General features: G+C 67.1%; 12 protein-coding genes and 1 tRNA gene. 10 read left to right on the plus strand and 3 right to left on the minus strand.

Translation table 11 applies throughout. From position 1 onward, the window contains the following. Position 1: 1 nt before the first annotated feature. The 3 genes from KDB89_RS02675 (at position 2) to KDB89_RS02685 (ending at position 2,291) form a co-directional block, all read left to right on the plus strand. Positions 2-1,291 carry a molybdopterin molybdotransferase MoeA gene (locus tag KDB89_RS02675; protein ID WP_219083286.1) on the plus strand — a complete coding sequence of 430 codons (1,290 nt, stop codon included), beginning with the start codon at positions 2-4 and terminating at the stop codon, positions 1,289-1,291. A gap of 94 nt (positions 1,292-1,385) precedes the next feature. Further along, positions 1,386-2,156 carry a hypothetical protein gene (locus tag KDB89_RS02680; protein WP_219083288.1) on the plus strand — a complete coding sequence of 257 codons (771 nt, stop codon included), beginning with the start codon at positions 1,386-1,388 and terminating at the stop codon, positions 2,154-2,156. A 59-nt stretch (positions 2,157-2,215) separates the two neighbouring features. Beyond that, positions 2,216-2,291 (plus strand) — tRNA-Ala (locus KDB89_RS02685). 133 nt (positions 2,292-2,424) lie between these two features. Here the strand turns inward: KDB89_RS02685 and KDB89_RS02690 are convergent. Continuing rightward, positions 2,425-3,312 (minus strand): hypothetical protein, encoded by an 888-nt coding sequence (locus KDB89_RS02690; protein ID WP_219083290.1) that lies wholly within the window; start codon positions 3,310-3,312, stop codon positions 2,425-2,427. A 249-nt stretch (positions 3,313-3,561) separates the two neighbouring features. On the opposite strand from KDB89_RS02690, the gene KDB89_RS02695 reads away from it, so the two are divergent. The 6 genes from KDB89_RS02695 to KDB89_RS02720 all read left to right on the plus strand — a co-directional run bounded on the left by KDB89_RS02695 (position 3,562) and on the right by KDB89_RS02720 (position 12,586). Next, positions 3,562-5,127: a type I restriction-modification system subunit M gene (locus KDB89_RS02695; RefSeq protein WP_219083292.1), complete on the plus strand. Its 1,566-nt coding sequence runs from the start codon at positions 3,562-3,564 to the stop codon at positions 5,125-5,127. Positions 5,128-5,132: 5 nt separating this feature from the next. After that, complete coding sequence (locus KDB89_RS02700) at positions 5,133-6,281, plus strand: restriction endonuclease subunit S (protein WP_255556129.1); 1,149 nt, start codon at positions 5,133-5,135, stop codon at positions 6,279-6,281. After that, positions 6,278-7,132, plus strand: coding sequence for a restriction system modified-DNA reader domain-containing protein (locus KDB89_RS02705; RefSeq protein WP_219083296.1), 855 nt, complete (start codon positions 6,278-6,280; stop codon positions 7,130-7,132). Before KDB89_RS02700 ends, KDB89_RS02705 begins: the two co-directional genes overlap by 4 nt. Further along, on the plus strand, positions 7,129-10,170 hold the full coding sequence (locus KDB89_RS02710) for a type I restriction endonuclease subunit R (RefSeq protein ID WP_219083298.1): 3,042 nt from the start codon (positions 7,129-7,131) through the stop codon (positions 10,168-10,170). The genes KDB89_RS02705 and KDB89_RS02710 overlap by 4 nt, the downstream gene beginning before the upstream one ends. An 85-nt stretch (positions 10,171-10,255) precedes the next feature. Then, positions 10,256-10,948 (plus strand): DUF3800 domain-containing protein, encoded by a 693-nt coding sequence (locus KDB89_RS02715; RefSeq protein ID WP_219083300.1) that lies wholly within the window; start codon positions 10,256-10,258, stop codon positions 10,946-10,948. A gap of 180 nt (positions 10,949-11,128) precedes the next feature. Beyond that, positions 11,129-12,586, plus strand: a complete 1,458-nt coding sequence (locus KDB89_RS02720) for a sugar porter family MFS transporter (protein ID WP_255556130.1) — start codon at positions 11,129-11,131, stop codon at positions 12,584-12,586. A gap of 157 nt (positions 12,587-12,743) precedes the next feature. Here KDB89_RS02720 and KDB89_RS02725 read toward each other — a convergent pair whose 3' ends face one another. Then, on the minus strand, positions 12,744-14,219 hold the full coding sequence (locus tag KDB89_RS02725; RefSeq protein WP_255556132.1) for a sugar transferase: 1,476 nt from the start codon (positions 14,217-14,219) through the stop codon (positions 12,744-12,746). A gap of 504 nt (positions 14,220-14,723) precedes the next feature. On the opposite strand from KDB89_RS02725, the gene KDB89_RS02730 reads away from it, so the two are divergent. Next, on the plus strand, positions 14,724-20,570 hold the full coding sequence (locus KDB89_RS02730) for a LamG-like jellyroll fold domain-containing protein (protein WP_219083304.1): 5,847 nt from the start codon (positions 14,724-14,726) through the stop codon (positions 20,568-20,570). Positions 20,571-21,281: 711 nt separating this feature from the next. Here the strand turns inward: KDB89_RS02730 and KDB89_RS02735 are convergent. Beyond that, entirely contained in the window at positions 21,282-22,628 is a 1,347-nt protein-coding gene (locus tag KDB89_RS02735) for a glycosyltransferase family 4 protein (RefSeq protein ID WP_219083306.1), read from the minus strand. Between the last annotated feature and the right edge of the window lie 2 nt (positions 22,629-22,630).

Consider the following 22,630-nt stretch of genomic DNA (forward strand, 5'->3'; position numbering starts at 1 on the left):
CATGCCCTGGTTCGCCCGTAAGCCTCAGATGGAAGTCGTCGACGAAGCGCCGATCGAGGAGCCCACTCTCCCCGAACCCCCCGCGACCGACGCCGCGGGCCTGCGCAGCGTTGCGGACCACACCGAGTACCTCCTCAGCCTGGTGGAGCCGCTGCGGCCCTTCGGCATGTCGCTGCTCGAGGCCTGGGACCAGGTCATGTGCGAGGACATCGACTCGATGGTCAACGTGCCCGCCAACAGCACCGCCAAGATCGCCGGCTATGCGGTGCGCGCCTCCGACCTGGTCGACGACGGCCAGCTGGCCGCGCCGCTGACGTTGGTCGACGGTGGCGTCGACAGGCTGCCCGCCTCCGGGGCCGTCGTGGTCGCGCCCGGCGACGCCCTACCCGCCGGGGCGACCGCGGTCCTGCCCGCGACGTTCGCGACGCTGGCCGACGGCCTGGTCACGCTGATCGAGAAGGTCGCCGACGGCGAGTACGTGCGCGCCGCCGGAGAGCACCTACGCCGCGGCACGCGCCTGCTGAGCGCCGGCGACGTGCTGGGCGACCGCGGCATCGGCCTGCTGGCCGGCGCCGGTGTCGACAAGGTCCTCGTCCGGCCCCGCCCCCGCGTCGTGATCGTCAGCTCCGGCGACCGGCTCGTCGACCCGGGCGACGAGATGCAGCCCGGCGACGCCGCCGACGCGAACTCGTTCATGATCGCTGCCGCCGCCCGCGCCGTCGGAGCGACCGTGTTCCGCGTCGCCGTGCACTCCAACGACGTCGACGAGATCCGCCAGACCGTCACCGACCAGCTGATCCGCGCCGACCTCGTCATCTCCGCCACCGGCGGCCGCCGCGAGGACTACGAGGCCATGGCGTCGGTGATGGACGAGATCGGGCTGGTCGACACCGTCGCCGTCGCCATGTCACCCGGCCGCACCCAGACGTTCGGCCTCGTCGGCGAGGACCGCGTGCCCATGCTGATGCTGCCCGGCAACCCGGTCAGCGCCTACGTCACGTTCCAGGCCTTCGGTCGCCCGCTGATCCGCCGCCTGATGGGTGCGACCACCGAGCACCGCTCCGCCCGCGCCATCGCGACCGGCACACTGCGCTCCGTCAAGGGGCAGCTGCACCTGCTTCGCGGACACGTCCGCAGCGAGGGCAGCATCCGCTACGTCGAGCAGGTCTCCATGCCGCACGCGCTCGGCGAGCTGGCCGCGTCCAACGCGCTGATCGTGCTCGACGAGCACCTCGAGGTGGTGCGCCCCGGCGAGGCCGTGCGCGTGTGGCTCCTCGACGAGGAGGACTGAGTCCCTGAGGAACTCATGAGAGTTTCTTCTGATCTGCGGGTCGGCGTCGGAATGTCGCCCTGTAAATCACAGGGATGTTGTTTACGGTAGGACCGTGCTCGCCGGAATCCTGATCGCCCTTGTCGTCGTCGCTGCCATGGCCTTCGCGATGCCGTGGGTCGCCGCGCAGCGCAGCCCCGAGCAGGAGCTGGACGGAGACCCCACCGAGCGGTTCTCCCAGTCCGTGCGGATCCTGCGCCAGGACGTCCTCGACTACCGCCCCGACGGCGAGGAGTGCGAGGTCACGACCCCGCTCACCCGCCGCGCAGGCCTGACCGAGCTCGGCATGATCGCCCGCCAGGCGGCCCGTCGCCGCCTCGTCGTGATGGGCACGCTCGTCGTCGCGCTGGTCACCCTGCTCGTCACGTCCATCGTCGGCGTCACCGGGTGGTGGACGCTCGCGATCCCCGGCGGCCTGCTCGTCGCCTTCGTCGGCGTCGCGCGGTTCTCCGTCGTCGCGATGCACCGCAGCCTCGACGCCCGCGCCGCCGCCCTGGAGCGGGGGTTCGACGAGAGCGAGGACACGGTCGTCATCAACCTGTCCGACGACGACGCGAGCGAGTCCATCGAGATATCGGTCGACCTCTCTGTACCGCCGTCCATGGGGGCGCTGTGGGACCCGGTCCCCGTCGCGTCGGCGAGCTACGTATCGCAGCCGCTGCTGCCCCGCACGGTCCGCACCATCGACCTGTCGGCCCCCGTCTCCGCGTCCAGCAACGTCGTCCCGACCGCCGACCGCCCCGAGGAGGCCCCCGTCGCGGAGGCCGACGAGGAGTCGTCGCAGGCCAGCGTGACCGAGTTCCGCCCCCGCGCCGTGGGGGAGTGACTGCGAGTTGGTACCCGCCGCGCAGCGCTGCTAAACTCATCGACGCTGCAAGGCAACCTGGGGCTATGGCGCAGTTGGTAGCGCGTCTCGTTCGCAATGAGAAGGCCGGGGGTTCGAATCCCCCTAGCTCCACCAGGGTGATGAGTCGAGACATCTGTCTTGGATGAGTCGCGAGATATGTCACAAAGAGCCCGGCCATCGGCCGGGCTCTCTCTGTTTGTTGTGCCAGTAGTTGCGGCGTTACGCCCTGATGCCAACCTTCTGGGGATCAGTGCGTGCTGGCTGCCATCACGAAGTCGGAGAAGGCCGGTCCCGGCAGGATAGTGATGGTCGGCTCGCCCTCGAGGAGCATGGACTGTCGGGCGAGGTACTCCACCCGGCCATCGGGCGCCCAGTAGAACGTCGTACCGGTAAGCAACCCTCCGGGGTGGTCGAACTCTTCGTCGTTGACGAGCCCGCTGACTTGCTGGGCGAGTGACATCACGGGGCCCATCCACCCCGTCTCGGAGTCCGCAATGACGGTGTACAGAACCAGGGATCGGTTGACTGGAGCGAATGCCGCACCGAGCGGTGCCGGGCCGATGATGTCGAGGAGCGCTGGGAAGTTCGAGACTTTCGACGCGATGAAGAACGAGTCGCCAGCGATCCCGTTGACACCGTCGTCGAGCTGGAAGACCTCGTCCACGGGCTCAGCGTCCGTATTCGCCTGCCCGAGCCTGTAGAGCTCGTCGATGTCGATGGGTGACTTCGCAAGCGAAGCGTCAGTGAGCATCCTCACGCTCGTCGCCCCATCGATGGCCAGGGCGACGTACAGGTCAGACGCGAACTCCCGCGCATAGGAGCGGGCTTCGTCAGCAACCGTCAGGCGAGTGCGGATCGAGGACCGCAGCTCTGCCTCAGTCGGTTCGTGGAGCCTCTCCGCCCGAGCCAGGAGGTACTGGCCCACCCAGCCGTCGACCACCTCGCGCCAATCGGGTCCCGCCTCTCTCGCAGAGAGCGTTACGTTATCGAGGTCGAGATCGCCACCCGCCTCCTCGTCGCGAAGACCGTAGCCAGTCTCCGTGCGAAAGGGTTGAACCGCGACGCCGTTCTGCTCGAGAGCTGCGCCCGCGACCGCCAGGACCACCTCCTCGAAACCCATCTCGTCTGCCTGCATCGTTGTCCATCCTCCTGGTGAGTTCGCGAATGGCCCCAGTATGGGGTGGGGGACCGACACTTCTGTCAGAGCAGGGGAAGCTGGTGACCGTACCTGTCCCCGTTGAGGCACCGTGACTCCCGATGCCAGCGGACCTGATCCGACGTTCCGCGAAACCGAGTGCCGCCGGACAGATGTCGGCGCCTGGCGATACGGTGAGAATCCGAGCCCACAACTCAAGACGCGCCCGGCGCGCAGGAGACGAACCACATGGCACCGACCACCAAAGAGGCGCAGCGCGCCGAGCTGCACAAGACCATCTGGCGCATCGCGAACGACCTGCGAGGATCGGTCGACGGCTGGGACTTCAAGTCCTACGTGCTCGGGATGCTCTTCTACCGGTTCATCTCCGAGAACCTCACCGCCTACATCAACAAGGGCGAGCACGACGCGGGCGACACGGCCTTCGACTACGCCAAGCTGGCGGACAGCCAGGCCGAGTACGGACGCGAGGACACCGTCGACGAGAAGGGCTTCTACATCTTCCCGTCCGAGCTGTTCTGCAACGTGCGTGCACGAGCGCCGCGCGACGAAAACCTGAACGAGACGCTCGCCCGGGTGTTCAAGAACATCGAGGGCTCCGCCGTCGGCACGGGATCCGAGGACGACATCAAGGGCCTCTTCGACGACCTGGACGTCAACAGCTCCAAGCTCGGCGGCACGGTGGCCCGCCGCAACGAGAAGCTGGTCAAGCTCCTCGACGCGATCGGCGACCTGCCGCTGGGCGACTTCGGCGACAACGCCATTGACCTGTTCGGCGACGCCTACGAGTACCTCATGCAGATGTACGCCTCGCAGGCCGGTAAGTCCGGTGGCGAGTACTACACGCCCCAGGAGGTCTCGGAGGTCCTAACGCAGATCGCCGTCGCCGGCAAGACCCGCGTCAACAAGGTCTACGACCCGGCAGCGGGCTCCGGCTCCCTGTTGCTCAGGTTCGCCAAGGTACTGGGGCGCGACAACGTCGGCGGGTTCTACGGCCAGGAGATCAACCTGACCACCTACAACCTCGCGCGCATCAACATGATTCTGCACGACATCAACTACGAGAAGTTCGACATCGCGCTCGGGGACACACTCATCGACCCAGCCCACTGGGACGACGAGCCGTTCGAGGCGATCGTCTCCAACCCGCCATACTCCATCAAGTGGGAGGGCGACGCCAACCCGCTGCTCATCAACGACCCGCGCTTCGCGCCCGCCGGCGTGCTCGCGCCCAAGTCGAAGGCCGACCTCGCCTTCACCATGCACATGCTCAGCTGGCTGGCCGTCAACGGCACCGCGGCCATCGTTGAGTTTCCCGGGGTCCTCTACCGCGGCGGCGCCGAGCGGAAGATCCGCAAGTACCTCATCGACAACAACTACGTCGACGCCGTCATCCAGCTCCCGCCGGATCTGTTCTTCGGCACCACCATCGCCACCTGCATCATCGTGCTGAAGAAGTCGAAGACCGACAACTCCGTGCTGTTCGTCGACGCCTCGGCCGAGTTCAAGCGGGTCGGCAACAAGAACAAGCTGACGCCCGAGCACCAGCGGACCATCCTCAAGGCCCTTGAGGACCGTGCAGATGTCGATCACCGCGTGGCGCTCGTCACGAACGAGAGCATCGCGGACAACGACTACAACATCGCCGTCTCGTCCTATGTCCAGGCCGAGGACACCCGCGAGGTGGTCAACATCGAAGAGTTGAACGCCGAGATCGCCCGCATCGTCGCGCGTCAGGCCGAGCTGCGGACCTCCATCGACGCAATCGTCGCCGACTTGGAGAACGCCCAGTGAGCAGCGTGGATACCCTGCTCGCAGAGCTTGCCCCGGGAGGTGTCGAGCGTCGAGCGCTGGGTGACATCGCTACTTTTATCCGCGGCAACGGCATGCCGAAGACGGATCTCACCGATTCAGGTGTTGGGGCGATCCACTACGGACAGATCTACACGCGCTACGGGGTTTGGGCTGAGTCCACGTTCTCGTTCGTAACGCCGGAGAAGGCCGTGAAGCTGGCCGCGGCTAGCACAGGTGACATCATCATCACGAATACGAGTGAGAATATTGATGATGTGTGCAAAGCGGTTGCTTGGCTTGGGTCGGAGCCGATCGTTACTGGTGGACACGCGACAGTCATCAAGCACAGTCTCGATCCGAAGTACCTTTCATACTGGTTCCAATCGCCCGCGTTTGTGAAGCAGAAGCGTGCGTTGGCCACTGGGACGAAGGTCATCGATGTCTCGGCGAAGCAGTTGGAGAAGGTGCGAATCCCCGTGCCGCCTCTCGAGGTGCAGCGGGAGATCGTGAGAATATTGGATCAGTTCACTCAGCTGGAGGCGGAGCTGGAGGCGGAGCTGGAGGCGGAGCTGGAGGCTCGGAAGTGCCAGTTTGCTCACATGCGAGCCGAGGCTCTTGCGTTGAGCGGTGCGCCCAGTGTGACTGTCGGTGAAATTGCTTCTAGGATCTCTTCCGGACGAAACACGCAGCGAGTCGCTGGTGGTGCATACCCTGTTTTCGGATCGACTGGTCAGATCGGCACCACGGATGCTCCTCAGTACTCAGGTGAGGCGCTCCTCATTGCGCGCGTCGGGGCGAACGCAGGGCGCGTCAGTGCGGTGCGTGGTGATTATGACGTGTCCGACAACACCCTCGTCTTGAGGCCGTCGCAGGCGTGGAATGATCACTTCGCCTTTCATCAGTTGACGCAGATGAATCTGAATCAGTACGCGGTCGGGGGAGGGCAACCTCTCGTTACTGCGAGGTTGTTAAAGAGTCTGAGAATCCCGCTGCCGCCTCTTGAGGATCAATGCAGGATTGCCGGCGTCCTCGACAAGTTCGACGCCCTCGTCAACGACCTGAGTATCGGCCTTGCGGCAGAGCAGGCCGCTCGGCGCAAACAGTACGAGTATTACCGCGACAAGCTCCTGACGTTCAAGGAGGCGGCCGAATGAGCACCACGCCAGTGAATGTGCAGATCCCGTCGGACTCCGAGGCTCCGGTCATCGCGGACTTCGTCGAGCACGCGCTGCGGGTCGCCTACGTTGACCGGGCACACCTGAAGTCTCTGCCGATTTCCGAGTGGGACGTCCCGGGCATCTACATCCTGCTGACGGGTGACGGGTCCGGGCAGGTGTACGTGGGTCAGGCACGCAAGCTGCGCGGTCGCCTGGGACAGCACAACGTGAAGGAGCAGCTGCCGTGGCGGCGCGCGGTGGCCGTCAGGCGGGACACGACAGACGGGTTCAACACGGCGGAGATCGGCTACCTCGAAGGTCGGGTGTCCGCCGAGATCTCCGCCCTCGAGAACCGGACGGTCATCCAGGGACAGGCGAGTGGAGACGACACGCTGCCGAAGCACATGATGCTCTCGCTCGACTCCTTCGTGAAGAGCATCCTGGCCGCGCTGCGGCTGGCGGGCATCGACATCACGCGCAGCAACCCGGAGCAGCAGGTCGAAGACGAGACACCCGTGAACGCATCCGGCGGCAGGGCGTCCTTCAACGTCACGTTCGCCGACCTCGTCTCAAGCGGGCTCGTTCGCGGCGGCGAAACCCTCCACCTCCGGCAGGGCAAGGTCGAGGCAACGGGCACGGTCACCGCCGACGGCGAAATCGTCGTGCGTGGCGTCGCCTACAGGTCACCGAGTACGGCCGCGGCCAACGCGCTGCGACTCCAGTCGTCGAACGGGTGGACCACATGGCATGTCGGCAGCCTCACCGGAGTCACCCTCGCGGCGCTCCGGAGCCAGTGGCTGGCTCAGCAGGAGGACGGCGATGCCGCTCGGATTGGAGAATCGAGATGAGTGAGGCACCCGCCCGACGGTACGAACCTATCGCCGTGTCGGCGGAGTCAACGGTCGTCGCCGAGTACGTGCCGGATGCTCACGCCGAGGCCACGTACCAGTCCGAGGCTGCCTTGGAGCAGGAACTGATCCGCCTGCTTCAGTCGCAGGCCTACGAGTACCTGCCGATCACGTCGGAGGCCCAGCTGGTCACCAACCTCCGCGTGCAGCTGGAGGCGCTCAACGCCACGTCGTTCTCCGACGCCGAGTGGACCCAGTTCTTCACCGAGCGGATCGCCGGCGCGAACGACGGCATCGTCGAGAAGACCGTCCGCATCCAGGAGGACCACGTCCAGCTGCTGAAGCGCGACGACGGCACAGTCAAGAACATCACGCTGATCGACAAGCAGAACATCCACAACAACCGGCTGCAGGTCATCAACCAGTACGAGATCGGCGAGGGGGAGGGCGGGTCTGCCCGGTCGAACCGCTACGACGTGACCGTGCTGGTCAACGGCCTCCCGATGGTGCACATCGAGCTGAAGCGCCGCGGCGTCGACATCCGCGAGGCGTTCAACCAGATCGACCGCTACCAGCGCGACAGCTTCTGGGCCGGCTCCGGCCTGTTCGAGTACGTGCAGCTGTTCGTGATCAGCAACGGCACGCTTACGAAGTACTACTCCAACACCACCCGCCGCCAGCACCTGAGCGAGGCGGCCGGGAAGAAGAAGGTCCGCAAGACGTCGAACTCGTTCGAGTTCACCTCGTGGTGGGCCGACGCGCAGAACAGGCCGATCACCGAGCTGACCGCCTTCGCGAAGACGTTCTTCGCTAAGCACGCGCTACTGAACATCCTGACCAGGTACTGCGTCCTCACGGCCGATCACCTGCTGCTCGTGATGCGCCCGTACCAGATCGTGGCCACAGAGCGGATCCAGCAGAAGATCGACATCTCCACCAACTACAAGACGCTCGGCACCGTCGGGGCCGGCGGCTACGTGTGGCACACGACGGGCTCCGGCAAGACGCTGACGTCGTTCAAGGCGGCACAGCTGGCGTCGAAGCTGCCCAGCGTCGACAAGGTGCTGTTCGTCGTGGACCGCAAGGACCTCGACTACCAGACGATGCGCGAGTACGACCGCTTCGAGAAGGGCGCGGCCAACTCCAACACCTCGACCGCGGTGCTGAAGAGGCAGCTCGAGGATCCGGCGGCAAAGATCATCATCACCACCATCCAGAAGCTGTCGACCTTCATCGGCGCGAACAAGGGCCACGCCATCTACGGCGGACACGTGGTGATCATCTTCGACGAGTGCCACCGCTCGCAGTTCGGCGACATGCACACCGCCATCACGAAGGCGTTCAAGCGCTACAACCTGTTCGGGTTCACCGGCACGCCCATCTTCGCCGCCAACTCCGGAACCGGCGGCAACCCGCAGCTGAAGACCACCGAGCAGGCATTCGGCGAGAAGCTGCACACCTACACGATCGTCGACGCCATCACCGACAAGAACGTGCTGCCGTTCCGGATCGACTACGTCAACACGATCAAGGTCGGCAACGTCGTCGACAAGCAGGTCTCCGCGATCGACACCGAGAAGGCGCTGCTCGCCCCGGAGCGGATCAGCCAGATTGTGGCCTACACGCTGGAGCACTTCGACCAGAAGACCAAGCGCGCGGACCACTACACGCTCGGTGAACGCCGCGTGAGGGGCTTCAACGCACTGTTCGCGACGGCCTCGATCGAGGCGGCCCGCGTCTACTACAGCCACTTCCAGCTGCAGCAGGACCACCTGCCGCCGGGCAGGCGCCTGAAGGTCGGCCTGATCTACTCCTACGGCGCCAACGACGCCGTCGAGGACGGTGCGCTCGAGGAGGAGGGCTTCGAGACGGGCGCGCTGAGCATGGACGCCCGCTCCTTCCTCGAGGATGCCATCCAGGACTACAACGACCTGTACGGCACGTCGTTCGACACCTCGGCGGACCGCTTCCAGAACTACTACAAGGACCTGTCGCTCAAGCTGAAGCAGCGCGAGATCGACCTGGTCATCGTCGTCAACATGTTCCTCACCGGGTTCGACGCCACCACGATGAACACGCTGTTCGTGGACAAGAACCTCCGCGCCCACGGCCTGATCCAGGCGTACTCTCGCACGAACCGCATCCTGAACTCGGTGAAGACGTACGGCAACATCGTCAGCTTCCGCGACCTCGAGGAGGAGACGAACGACGCGATCGCGCTGTTCGGCAACAAGGACGCCCGCGGCGTCGTCCTCCTCAAGCCGTACGCCGAGTACTACGACGACTACGCCGAGAAGGTCACAGAGCTGCTCGACTCCTTCCCCCTGGGATACCCGATCGTCGGGGAGGCCGCCCAGAAGGAGTTCATCAAGCTTTTCGGCGCAATCCTGCGCCTGCAGAACATCCTCACGTCCTTCGACGAGTTCACGGGCAACGCGATCCTCACCGACCGCCAGGGCCAGGACTACCGCAGCGTCTACCTCGACCTGTTCGCCGAGTACCGCAAGGACAAGGACGCCGACAAGGAGCAGATCAACGACGACGTAGTCTTCGAGATCGAGCTGATCAAGCAGGTCGAGATCAACGTCGACTACATCCTGATGCTGGTGCAGAAGTACCGCGAGGAGCGAGGCGACGGCGACGACAAGGAGATCCGCGCCGAGATCACCCGCGCCGTCGACGCAAGCCCGACGCTGCGCAACAAGAAGGACCTCATCGAGGACTTCGTGGACTCCCTCTCGGCCGACGGCGAGATCGACCAGGAGTGGAGGGCGTTCATCGCGGCCAAGCGTGAGGCGGAACTCGCCACCATCATTGATGAGGAGAGCCTGCGACCGGCCGCGGCCCGCGCCTTCGTCGAGACTGCCTTCCGTGACGGCCAGATCCGCACCAGCGGCACGGCCATCACGAAGGTGCTCCCGCCGGTCTCGCGCTTCGCTCCCAGCGGCGGCCACGGCGAGAAGAAGCAGCGGGTGATCCAGAAGTTGGGGGCGTTCTTCGAGCGCTTCTTCGGGCTGAGTTCAGGGGACAGCGAATGACGCCTATCAAGCGACAAGGGGATAGTGACCCGCGGGTGGGCACCGTGGCTAGCCCTCGCCAGCATGCGCATGAAATCGGAGAGCGATGGCAGACCTAGTCTATTTTGATGAGACTGGTTCAGCGGGGAAGGGTGCGCGTCGTCAACCTAACCTGATTCTCGCAGCTGTAGTGGTCGACGAAGCTGCAGTCCGTGGGCTCGGCGATCGAATGCGCGAGATCGCTGTCGCTCATCTCGGCGGAGGCCAGACCGGGTTTGAGTGGCACGGAGTCGAAGTGTGGAACGGACGTGGCCCTTGGGAAGGTAAGACACCTGCGCAGCTGCTAGCTGCGTATGAAGAGCTGCTCGGCCTCCTAGCAGAGTTGCGGATCTGGGTCGGTCACTCAACGATTCAGAAGGAAGCGCTCCGGCGTAAGTACGACGACTCGATGGTGCAGGACGCGTACCTGCTTGCGCTGCAGTTCTTGGTCGAGAAAGTTGATGCATATCAGACAGCCGGGGGCGTGAAGCGACGAATCCTGATTGCTGACGAAGCCAAACAGCATCAGGTCAACGCGACCAGGATGGTCACGCGCATGCAAGAGTTCGGCGCTGGCCGCGTTCTGGGGCGCTGGCCGTCGCCCCTGGCGACGGTGATCGACTCGATCCACTTCGTGGACTCGGCCCGAAGCGCCGGGGTGCAACTGGCAGACATGGTGGCGTTCATCCTTCACCGGAGGGAGCTTGCGTCTCAAGGACACCGGACGCGGATGCATCCGTCCGGCGCATGGCTGAGATGATCGGTGAGGCGACCCGGACCTGGCGTGAGCCATGGCCAGCACGGGTCCGCTGACGCGTTGGGTGATGCTCGATTTGGCTGGTGGATCCTCTCCCATCTGAAGTGAGCTGTGCCTGCCATGAGACTCGGCCTGCTGCTGCCTCTCGGCTAGATGCCCGCGCGCATCGGTAGAGTCGCGGCCGTGACTTCGCATACCTCCGGATCCGAGAACATTCCCGAGAACGCGTTCAGCCTCCGCAGTCCGTACGGCAGGCGGGCGATCGGGATGTCGGTGGCCGCGGCGGTGGGTGGCTTCCTGTTCGGGTTCGACTCGTCCGTCATCAACGGCGCCGTGGACTCGATCCAGGGAGACTTCGCCCTCAGCAAGGCGGCCGTCGGGCTCGTGGTGGCGATCGCGCTGCTCGCCTGCGCGGTGGGCGCCGTGCTGGCCGGAAACCTGTCCGACCGCTGGGGACGTCTGAAGGTCATGCTGCTCGGCGCGGTGCTGTTCTTCCTCAGCTCGATCGGCGCCGCGTTGGCCTCGACCGTGACGCTTCTGGTGCTCTGGCGCATCATCGGCGGCCTGGGGATCGGCATCGCGTCGGTGGTCGCTCCCGCGTACATCGCGGAGGTCGCGCCCCGGCAGATCCGCGGCGCGCTCGCGTCACTGCAGCAGCTGGCGATCACGCTCGGCATCTTCGTCGCGCTGATGAGCGACTTCTCGCTTGAGAGCGCCGCAGGCGGGGCCGACCAGGTGCTGTGGTTCGGGTTGGAGGCGTGGCGTTGGATGTTCCTGGTCGGCGCGATCCCCGCGCTGGTCTACGGCCTGCTCGCGTTCACGCTGCCCGAGTCGCCGCGCTACCTGCTGGCGCAGGGCCAGGTGGCGCAGGCCCGGGAGGTCTTCTCCCGGCTGGTGCCGCCCGCCGACCTCGAGCACACCATGCGCGAACTCACGCACAGCATCGAGTCGGAGCGAGAGAAGAGGACCGTCTCGCTCCGCGGTCCGGTCCTCGGCCTGCACGGCGTCGTCTGGGTCGGCATCATCCTGTCGGTGCTGCAGCAGTTCGTCGGCATCAACGTGATCTTCTACTACTCGACCAGCCTCTGGAGCTCGGTCGGCTTCACCGACGCGTCGCTGATCAGCGTCTACACCGCCGTCACGAACGTCGTCGTCACGCTGGTGGCCATCGCGCTGGTCGACCGCCTCGGCCGCCGACCCATCCTTCTGACCGGCTCGGTCCTGATGGCCGTTTCGCTCGGCCTCATGGCGCTGTCCTTCTCCTTCGCGACGACCGACGCGGCGGGCGAGGTCGTGCTCGGTGCCCCGTGGGGACCGGTGGCGCTGGTCGCGGCCAACGTGTTCGTCGTCGGCTTCGGCGCCTCCTGGGGTCCGCTGGTGTGGGTGTTGCTCGGCGAGATCTTCCCGAGCCGGATCCGCGGCAAGGCCCTCGGCGTGGCCGCCGGCGCGCAGTGGGTCGCGAACTTCCTCATCACCGTCACGTTCCCGTCGATGAGCGCCTGGTCTCTGCCGGTGACCTACGGCTTCTACGCCGTGATGGCGGCCTGCTCGTTCCTGTTCGTCTGGTGGAGGATCCCCGAGACGAAGGGCATGGAGCTCGAGCAGGCGGAGACGCTGTTTAGCGGGGCGGCGTCGAAGTAGGCGCGGTCGCCACCCTCCCTGATTCTCGCCACCCTGCCGCACAGACGCCACCCTTACCGACGGACGCCACCCTTCTCGGCACTTGCCACCGCCATGGCGGTGGCTTCTGCTGACAAGGGTGGCGTCTGCGATTAAGGGTGGCGTCTGTCGACGTGCGTCAGTACGCGCCGTCCCGGCCGATCACGGCCTTGGCCGTCTTGGTGAGGATCAGCAGGTCCTGCGTCATCGACCAGTTGTCGACGTAGTACAGGTCCAACCGGACGGTGTCCGCCCACGACAGGTTCGACCGCCCCGACACCTGCCACAGGCCCGTCAGGCCCGGTCGGACGTCGAGTCGGCGCATGGCGTCGGTGTCGTACTGCGCCACCTCGCGGGGCAGCGCCGGCCGCGGGCCCACGAGGCTCATATCGCCGCGGAGGACGTTGATCAGCTGCGGGAGCTCGTCGATCGAGTAGCGGCGGATGAACTTCCCGACCTTCGTCACGCGGGGATCGTCGGCCATCTTGAACAACACTCCGGCGCCCTCATTCGAGGCCTCCAGCGCGGCCAGCTTCGCCTCGGCGTCGACGCACATGCTCCGGAACTTGTACATATCGAACTCGGCGCCCTTGCGGCCGACGCGGCGCTGTCTGAAGAGGACCGGTCCGCGGTCCTGGAGCTTGATGGCCAGCGCGGTGCCGAGCATGATCGGCGAGACGCACAACAGCACGATGAGCGAGCCGACGATGTCCGTAGTCCGTTTCGCCCAGCGGAGGGCGTTGGCGGCCTGCGGGGGAGCGACGTCGACGAGCGGCAGCCCCGCTACCGGGCGGACGTCGACGCGCTGCGAGCTGATGTCGGAGAGGGCGGGCACGACGATCATCGAGATGTCGTGGCGCTCCAGCTTCCAGGCCATCCGGCGGAACTCATCCGTGCTGGCGAACGACCCCTCGGCGAAGATCACGCAGCCGACGTTGTTGGCCTCGATGACGTCGAGCGTCTCCGCGGTGGTGCCCAGCACCGGCAGGCCGGTGGAGGTCTCGAGCAGCGGCTCGCGGGTCACGGCGCCGACCACCCGGTAACCGAGCCAGGTCTCGCGGGCCAGGACGGCGGCGATCGAATCGACGTGGTGGTCCGCGCCGGCCACGACGACGGGAGTCTGCATCAGACCCATCGTGTGGAGGCGCTGCATGAGGCGGCGGCGCAGCAGCCGTGACGTCAGCAGGCTGACAAGTCCGATGCCGAACCACAGGGCGTACATGCCGCGTGGGTACTCGTAGTGCAGCAGGTAGAAGGCGATGCCGGAGAGCCCGGCCGCGTAGAACGTGGCTGTGATGACGCTGCGGTACTCCGTCGCCCCGGCGCGCAGATGGCGCAGCGAGTACGAGCCCGTCGCGGCCAGGGCGATGAACCACACGATCAGCACGGAACCGACCGCGAGGAACAGCTCCCTGTCCCAGCCGTCGGTGAGTCCCGGAATCGTCTCCCTGCCCAGCGAGGCGAGCAGCCCCGCGAGCATGAGCCCGACGAGGTCGAGCACCAGCAGCGCTCCGCGCTGGTGACGGGGCGCCAATGCCCTGTTCCAGAACCCGGGTGCAGCGTCCAGCCGCCGTCGGGTCAAGGTGTCGAAATATCCGGCAAGTGTGGTCATCATCCCCCCAGTTGTGACCTGTGCACTCACGGGACCGGCGCGTGTTGCCGCCGGACCCCGAGGAGGACCACAAGGAGAGATGGAAACGACTTTCGGCCCTGCTCCTCGACGAGCCGGCCAGCTGGTCCCAGACGGGACGACCGAGCGACGACACCATGTGTCGCGCCGATGAGCCGCCCCCCGGCTCATGCGTGAAGGCTAGCACCGCGCTGTGAGGGCGGCAACGGATTCGCCGAATCCGTGGCGCATCGGAGCACGCCAGGCGCGTTTGCGGGGCGCGCCATTCTCACAGGATCGGTTTTTCCTGACGTGCGGGTCAATCCTGCGCAACCCGTGCTACGTTTCGTCTCGACAGCGGGTCCACTGCCCCACAGCGGCCCGTTGTCCTCTGGGGGGAGAGCCGCCTTTGGGCGGACTGAATGAGGGGATACCATCGTGCGCACTCTCGCACGTCGAATCACGGCAACGATCGCCGCGTTCGCACTGACAACCACTGCAGTACTCGCAATGAACAACAGCGCGGAAGCGCTCAGCCCCGGCGTGTCCTTCGGGTCCGTCGACCAGCCAACCTGGCAGACCAACGGCGTCGTCTACGCCCTCGGCTCGGCACAGGGCAAGGTCTTCGCCGGCGGCTCCTTCACGCAGCTCCGCCCGCCGTCGGGCGGCTCGGGCACCGCGCAGTCCAGGGCCGGCCTCGCTGTCCTTGACGCCGCGACCGGCGCCCCGACGTCGTGCCAGTTCACCGTGTCGGGCCTGACGAGCACCATCCGCGCGATCGAGGTGACACCCGATCAGTCGACGGTCTACATCGCCGGCGCGTTCACCTCGGTCAACGGGGTGTCCAGGACCCGCGTGGCCGCGCTCGACGTGGCCTCCTGCTCCGTCAAGACCGCGTTCAACGCGGGCGTCGTGTCTGCCGAGGTCTTCGGCCTGGACGTCTACAACAACACGCTGTACCTGGCCGGCGGCTTCTCGACCGTGCGCGATGAGACGCGCCAGTACTACGCGGCCGTGAACGCCACGACGGGCGCGCTGCTGCCCTGGACCGCCAACGGAGTGAGCTACTCCGGGGCCGGCGTCAACAAGCGCGGCCGGGCCGTGCAGGTCTCACCCGACGGTCAGAAGGTCGTCCTCGGCGGCTACTTCTACTACATCAACGGCGAGTTCTCGCACTCCATCGCGATGCTGAGCTCCGCCGACTCCAGCGAGCCGAACGGCACGCTGCTCAGGACCTATCCTCGGGGCTTCATCCCCGGCGACCCCAACGCGACCAGCCCAGACGCCAACGCGCCACAGGGCACCTCGGCGACGCACGCCATCACCAACGGCGCGGGCGACGGCATGTTCTACATCGCCAACGAGGGCATCGGCGGCGGCGTCTTCGACGGCCGTGCCGCCTTCCGCTGGTCCGACGGCGAGCAGGTCTGGCGCGACACGTGCCTCGGCGCCACGCAGGATCTGATCGAGGACAACGGCACGATCTACTCCGTCAACCACCAGCACGACTGCTCGGGCATCAACTTCAACCAGGACGGCCGCCGCGTCTACCTGGCGGCGCAGAACTCGCAGACGATGGAGCACTACGGCTGGAAGCCCGACCTGAACGACGGCACCGGCGAGGGCATCGGCCCGCGCGCGCTCGACATCGCGGTCTCGGGGTCCACCCGCTACCTCTGGGTCGGCGGCGAGTTCACCAGCGTCAACGGCAGCGCCCAGCAGGGCCTGACCCGCTTCACGGACGCATCGTCCGCCCCGTCGACGCCCACCTTCGTCGGCAAGGCCATGGACAACGGCACCATCCAGGTGACCTTCCGCACCTCGACCGACAACGACGACTCGCACCTGACCTACCGCGTCTACCGCAACGGGTCCACCACGCCCATCTGGGAAGGCACCGCCATCTCCTACTGGTGGAAGCGTCCGCAGGTGACGTTCGTCGACTCTAGCGTCACGGCCGGGACCCTCTACACGTACCGGGTCGAGGTCTCCGACGGGACCACCACGCGCACGTCCGGCTCGGTCGGCACCCGCGCGATCGCCGCAACGGACAGCTACCAGAGGACGATCAAGGCGGACAGCCCGTCCCTGTACTGGACCTCCGCCTACACCGGCACCTCGACCACCGCCAACGCGGGCAGCTGGGTCATCGACTCCGCCGCGAACACGACGAACACGTCGGCCAGGAACGGCCTGGGCATGATGGGCCTGACCCCGAACTCGGAGGGCATCACCACCGCCGACACCTCGGGCTCGTTCACCTTCGACGGCGTCGACGACTACATCTGGAACGATCAGCTCAGCGAAGGCACCTCGACGTACACGCTCGAGACGTGGATCAAGACCACCACCACCAGGGGCGGCAAGATCATCGGCTTCGGCAACGGGCGTCCCAACACCGGAAACAACGCCACGTCGCTGTCGGGCAACTATGACCGGCAGATCTACATGCTGAACAACGGCCAGCTCCGCTTCGGAGTCTGGACGGGCAGCGCCACCGCGCTGACCACGTCCACCTCCTACAACGACGGCGCGTGGCACCACATCGTCGCCACCCAGGGCGCCGACGGCATGAGCCTGTGGGTCGACGGGAACCGCGTCGCCAAGAACACCAACACCGCCGCCCAGGCGTACTGGGGTGTCTGGCACGTCGGCGGCGACAACCTCTCCGGATGGCCCGACCAGCCGGCGAGCAACTTCTTCGCCGGCCAGATCGACGAGACCGCCGTCTACGACACGGTCCTGTCGAAGACGCAGATCGCGGCCCACGCAACTGCGGGTGGCAAGACGCCCGACGTCAACGCCTCGCCCGCCGACGCCTACGGGGCCTCGGTCTACGCCGCTGACCCCGACATCTACTGGAGGTTGGACGACACCACGTCGGCCGCCAAGGACTCCAGCTACTTCGGCCAGGCGACGGGCCAGTACAACACCGGCGTGACGCACCCCGTCGCCGGGGCGCTCGGGAGCGTCAACGGCGCCCCGAACACCGGCGCCCAGTTCAACGGCACCTCGTCCGCGACCGTCTCCACGACCGTCAGCCAGAGCCCGTCGAACCCGTTCACGCTGCAGATGTGGTTCAACGCCCCGAGCAACGGCCGTGGCAAGCTCGTCGGCTTCGAGAACACGACGACAGGCAACGGATCGGCCTACGACAAGATGGTCTACATGACCGACGCAGGCCGGTTGGTCTTCGGCGTCTACAACGGCGCCACCGACACCGTCTTCAGCACGGCCTCCTACAACGACGCGACGTGGCACCAGCTCACGGTCACCCAGGACTCGTCGGGCATGAAGATGTACGTCGACGGCGCTCTCGTCGGCTCGCGCTCGGTCAGCACGGCCGAGACCGGGGCCGGGTACTGGCGCATCGGCGGCGGCAACATCAGCGGGTGGCCCGACCAGCCGAGCAACTTCTACTTCAACGGCGCGATCGATGAGTTCGCCGTCTACTCGAAGGCGCTCCAGGCGTCCACCATCCAGTCGCAGTACGGCACCGTCAACCCGGACGGCCAGGCTCCGACCACCCCGGGCGGCCTCAGCGGCAGCTACGACTCCGGCGCTGCCCAGCTGACCTGGACGGCCTCGAGCGACAACCTCGCCGTCACCGGCTACCGCATCTACCGTGGGACGACGTCCGACTTCACCGCGGACGCCTCCTCGCAGATCGGCACCGCCACGGCACTGTCCTACGCGGATCCCACCGCCACGGCGGGCACCTGGTACTACAAGGTGGCCGCGGTCGACGCGGCCGGCAACGTCAGCACGGCATCTGCCGCCGCCAGCGTGGAGGTGCCCGACACCACGGCACCCGATGCCCCGTCACTGAGCGCGACCGTCTCGGTCGTGACCAACACGCCGGCCCCGGGTGACACCACGCCGGACATCACGCTGGCCTGGGACGCGGTGACCGACAACGTCGCCACCACGAGCTACGCCCTGTACCGCGGCACGACGGCCGACTTCACCCCGGGCGACTCGTCGCTCGTGACGACGGTCACCGTCACCGACGCGTCGCAGACGTCGTACACCCACGTCGTGCCCAACCCGGAGCAGGGGACCTGGTACTACCGCCTGGTCGCCCTCGACGCGGCGGGCAACGCGTCGGAGCCCAGCGCGGCGGCGGAGGCCGACGTGCCGGACACGGCGGCACCCACCGCCCCGGCCGACCTGAGCGCAACCGTCGTCTCCGGCAGCGTCCAGCTCAGCTGGACCGCGTCGACGGACAACGTCGCGGTCACCGGCTACCAGATCCACCGGTCCGCCGATGCCTCGTTCACGCCCTCGGCGGCCACCCTGGTCGGCGAGTCCACGACGACCTCGTACACGGACGCGGCCCCGGCCGGCTCGTGGCACTACAAGGTGGTCGCGGTGGACGCGGCCGACAACACGTCGACGGCCAGCGGTGTCGCCGACGCGACCGTCGCCGACACGCTCGCCCCGAGCACCCCGACGCTCAGCGCCGAGGTCGACGGGGACAGCATCGAGCTGTCCTGGACCGAGTCCACGGACAACACGGCAGTCACCGGATACCGCGTCTACCGCGGCACCACGGCGGACTTCACGCCCGACACGGGCAACCTGATCGACGAGACCACCTCGCGCACACTGACCGACGACGACCTCGACCCCGGGACCTACCACTACAAGGTGGTCGCGTTCGACGAGGCGGGCAACGTCAGTGCGGCCAGCGAGGCGGCCACCGCCACCGTGGCGGCACCCGACACCACCGCACCGACGGCTCCCACCGTCGCGGCGACCGTCTCGGGCGACGACGTCAGCCTCACCTGGACCGGCACCTCCACCGATGACACCGGCGTGGTCGGCTACACGCTCTACCGCGGCACGACGGACGGGTTCACGCCCGGCTCGTCGACCAAGGTGGCGGACCTCACCGGCACGACGTACACCGACAACAACCTCGACGTCGGCACGTACTACTACAAGGTGACGGCGGCGGACGCCGCGGGCAACGTCTCCGATCCCTCGGAGGCCGCGAGCGCAACCGTCGCTGCCGCCCCGGTCGATCCGGTGACGCTCGACGTGGCGATCACGGACGATGCCGGCGTCGTGCAGACCGCGGCGACCACGAACTACGGCTCCAACACGCAGCTGTTCTCCCGTGGCTCCTCGGCCCAGCAGACGTTCATCAGGCTCGACCTGCCCTCGGCTCCGTCCGGCACCAGCCTCGCCTCGGCGACGCTGAGGCTGAGGACGTCCGCGGACACGGCCGCAGCCTCCGCCGACATCCACTCGATCGACCTGGTCTCCGGGTCGTGGACCGAGGGTGGGGTCACCTGGAACAACAGGCCGACCTCGTCGCTGGGCAACGTCGGCTCGATCGCCCCGGTGTCCAGCACCAACACGGCCTTCACCGTGACGCTGAACGCCGACCTGCTGGCTCAGCACCTCGGAGAGAGCGTCACGATCCGGATCTCCGGCGAGGGCACGGACAACCTGCGGCTGTTCTCCTCGGAGTACGGCACGGCGTCCTACCGCCCGGCGCTCAGCCTGACGTTCGACGGCGGCACGGTCGCGGACACCACGGCGCCCAGCGCACTCTCGGGTGTCTCGGCGACCGTGACCGACGACACCGTCGCCCTGACCTGGGGGGCGTCGACGGACAACGTCGGCGTGATCGGCTACGAGGTCTACCGGGGCTCGGCCTCGGACTTCACGGCCGACTCCTCCTCGCGGATCGGCACTGTCACCTCTCGGAGCTACTCCGACGAGGACCTGGCGGCCGGGACCTACTACTACAAGGTCAGGGCCAAGGATGCGGCCGGCAACCTGAGTGACGCGAGCTCGGCGGCCACCGCCGAGGTCGAGGAGCCCAGCACGACGCCGGATCCGGTCTCGCTGCAGGTGGGGTCCGCCGCCGACGCCGCCGTGGTCTCCACCGCCGCGACGACCAACTACGGCAGCAATAACCAGGCCTTCTCCTCCAACGCGTCCAGCGTCCAGCAGACCTACCTCCAGTTCGACGTCCCGGCCGTGCCGGCATCCGGGCTCTCGCTCACCGGAGTCCAGCTCCGGCTGCGGACCTCGGTGGACGCGGCCGCCGGTTCGACCGGCACCCACGACGTCAATGTGGTCACCGGTTCCTGGACCGAGGGCGCGCTGAACTGGAACAACCGCCCGACCACCGTCGGGACCAAGGCCTGCGAGATCACGGGGGCCACGTCGACGAACACGCTCTACACGGTGACCTGCGACCCGGCGGCGTTCACGCCCGGCTCGACGGTCACCCTGCGGATCAGCACGACGTCGACCGACAACCTCCGGATCTTCACGAAGGAGTACAACTCGTCGCTCAACTACCGCCCGTCGCTTCTGCTCGACTACACGGCAGACTGACATCCGGCGGCCGGTGAACGGCCCGATGCCAGGGGGCGCCTCCTTCGGGAGGCGCCCCCTGGTGCGTCTCCACGTCGGGTCCCTTCGACAGGCTTGTGCTGAGCCTGCCCAAGTGCTCAGGGGACCCGGTTCGCCGAGCACTTCGACAAGCTCAGCACAAGCCTGTCGAGGTGCCTCGAGCGCAGCGAGAGGAGTCTGTGGATGAGATCGGTCGAGTGACATCCCTTCGCTTCGCTCAGGGCCCTTCGACAGGCTCAGGGAACCGGGGATGCAGGGCCCTTCGGCCGGCTTGTGCTGAGCCTGCCGAAGTGCTCAGGGAAACGGTTCGCCGAGCTTGTCGAGGTGCCTCGAGCGCAGCGAGAGGAGTGGCGGGGATTGGAGATCGGTCGAGTGGCGTCCCTTCGCTCAGGGGCCCGGTGACGCCAGGCTCAGGAAGTCGGTTCGCCGAGCTTGTCGAGGTGCCTCGAGCGCAGCGAGAGGGAGTCCCTTCGCTTCGCTCAGGGCCCTTCGACAAGCTCAGGGAACCGGGGATGCAGGGCAGCTCAGGGAACCGGGGATGCAGGGCAGCTCAGGGAACCGGGGATGCAGGGCAGCTCAGGGACCCGGTGACGCAGGGCCCTTCGACAGGCTCCGGGAACCGGGGACGCAGGCTCCAAGGAACCGGGCGGCAGGTGCCTGCCGGTCACGTCGTTGTGACCGGCAGGGGGTCTGTCAGGCGGTCAGGGGCAGGTCGGTCGCGTCCTGCCGGGCCAGCGCCTCGCGGGCCAGGGCCTTCGGCGTGACATGGCGGATGGGCTCAGGCGCCGCGACGGGATCGTCGTGCGACGCATCCTCCTCCTCGGGCAGCACGGCTGCGTGCCCGGTGGCCCGCAGCAGGGACGCCTCGATGCCGGCGAAGGCCGCCTCCTCGCCGAGGACCTGCTGCCGGTGCCGCAGGCCGGCGGCACCCAGCTCGGCGCGCAGTCCGGGTGCTCCGGCCAGTTGACGCGCCCCGTCGTACAGATCGCGCGCGTCGCCGGGGGAGACCCGGAGCCCCGCCCCTGCGGCGTCGACCTCGTCGGCCGTGACGCTGCTCCAGTCGACGGCGGCGAGCACGGGCAGGCCGGTGTTGAAGTAGGACGTCAGCTTGCTCGGCACCGACATCTCCGTCATGCCGGGGAGCTCGTTGACCAGCAGGATGTCCGCGCTGGCGAGCGTGGATGCGAACTCGTCGTCGGGCAGCGGGTCGATGTACTGCAGGCACGCATTGCTGCCCATCGCCTCGAGCGCCCTGCGCCGGTTGCCGTCGCCGAGCAGGACGAAGCGGATGCGGGCGCCGGCCTTGGCGGCGAGCTGGGAAGCCTGCACGACGTGCTCGAGGGCCTGCTTGGAACCCATGTTGCCGGCGTGCAGCACGATGGTCTCGTCGTCGGCCCAGCCGTGCCGCCTGCGGGTCTCCGCACTCCGTCCAGGGGAGGCGGCGAGATGCGTCCAGTTCCGCACGACGTCGATGCGCTCGTGGCGCACGCGCAGGCCGTTCGACAGGTAGTTCGCGAAGCGGTCGTGGATCGCCAGCACCCTGCTGGAGGCGCGCAGCGTCGCGGACTCCACGACCTTCACCAGTCCGGCCAGCGGGGAGCCCTTGCGGGTCTGGCTGGCGCTCAGCGTGTAGATGTCCTGGACCCACGACACGACGGGGACGCCGGTCAGCCGAGCTCGGGCCACCGCCATGGACGAGCTGACCAGCGCGGGGCTGACGACGACCACGACGTCAGGGCGCCCCCACCGGGCGAAGGTGGCCCTCAGCCCGAAGACCAGTTCCATGCCGAGCCGCTTCGCCAGGCTCCCCGAGCTCGGCACGGGGTGCCGGAGACGCAGGACGTCGACGCCCTTGATCCGGGACCGGCACGACGAGCCCTGATAGCCGTCCGCGATGCGCCACTGGGGGTAGTGGGGATAGCCGGTGATCACCGTCACGTCGTGCCCTCGCGCCTCGAGAGCCTGCGCGGCGGCGCTCGTGTAGGGAGCGATGCCGGTGGGTTCCGGGGCGTAGTTCAGGCCGACGATGACGATGCGCATGG

Source organism: Tessaracoccus palaemonis, from assembly GCF_019316905.1.
Lineage (GTDB): Bacteria > Actinomycetota > Actinomycetes > Propionibacteriales > Propionibacteriaceae > Arachnia > Arachnia palaemonis.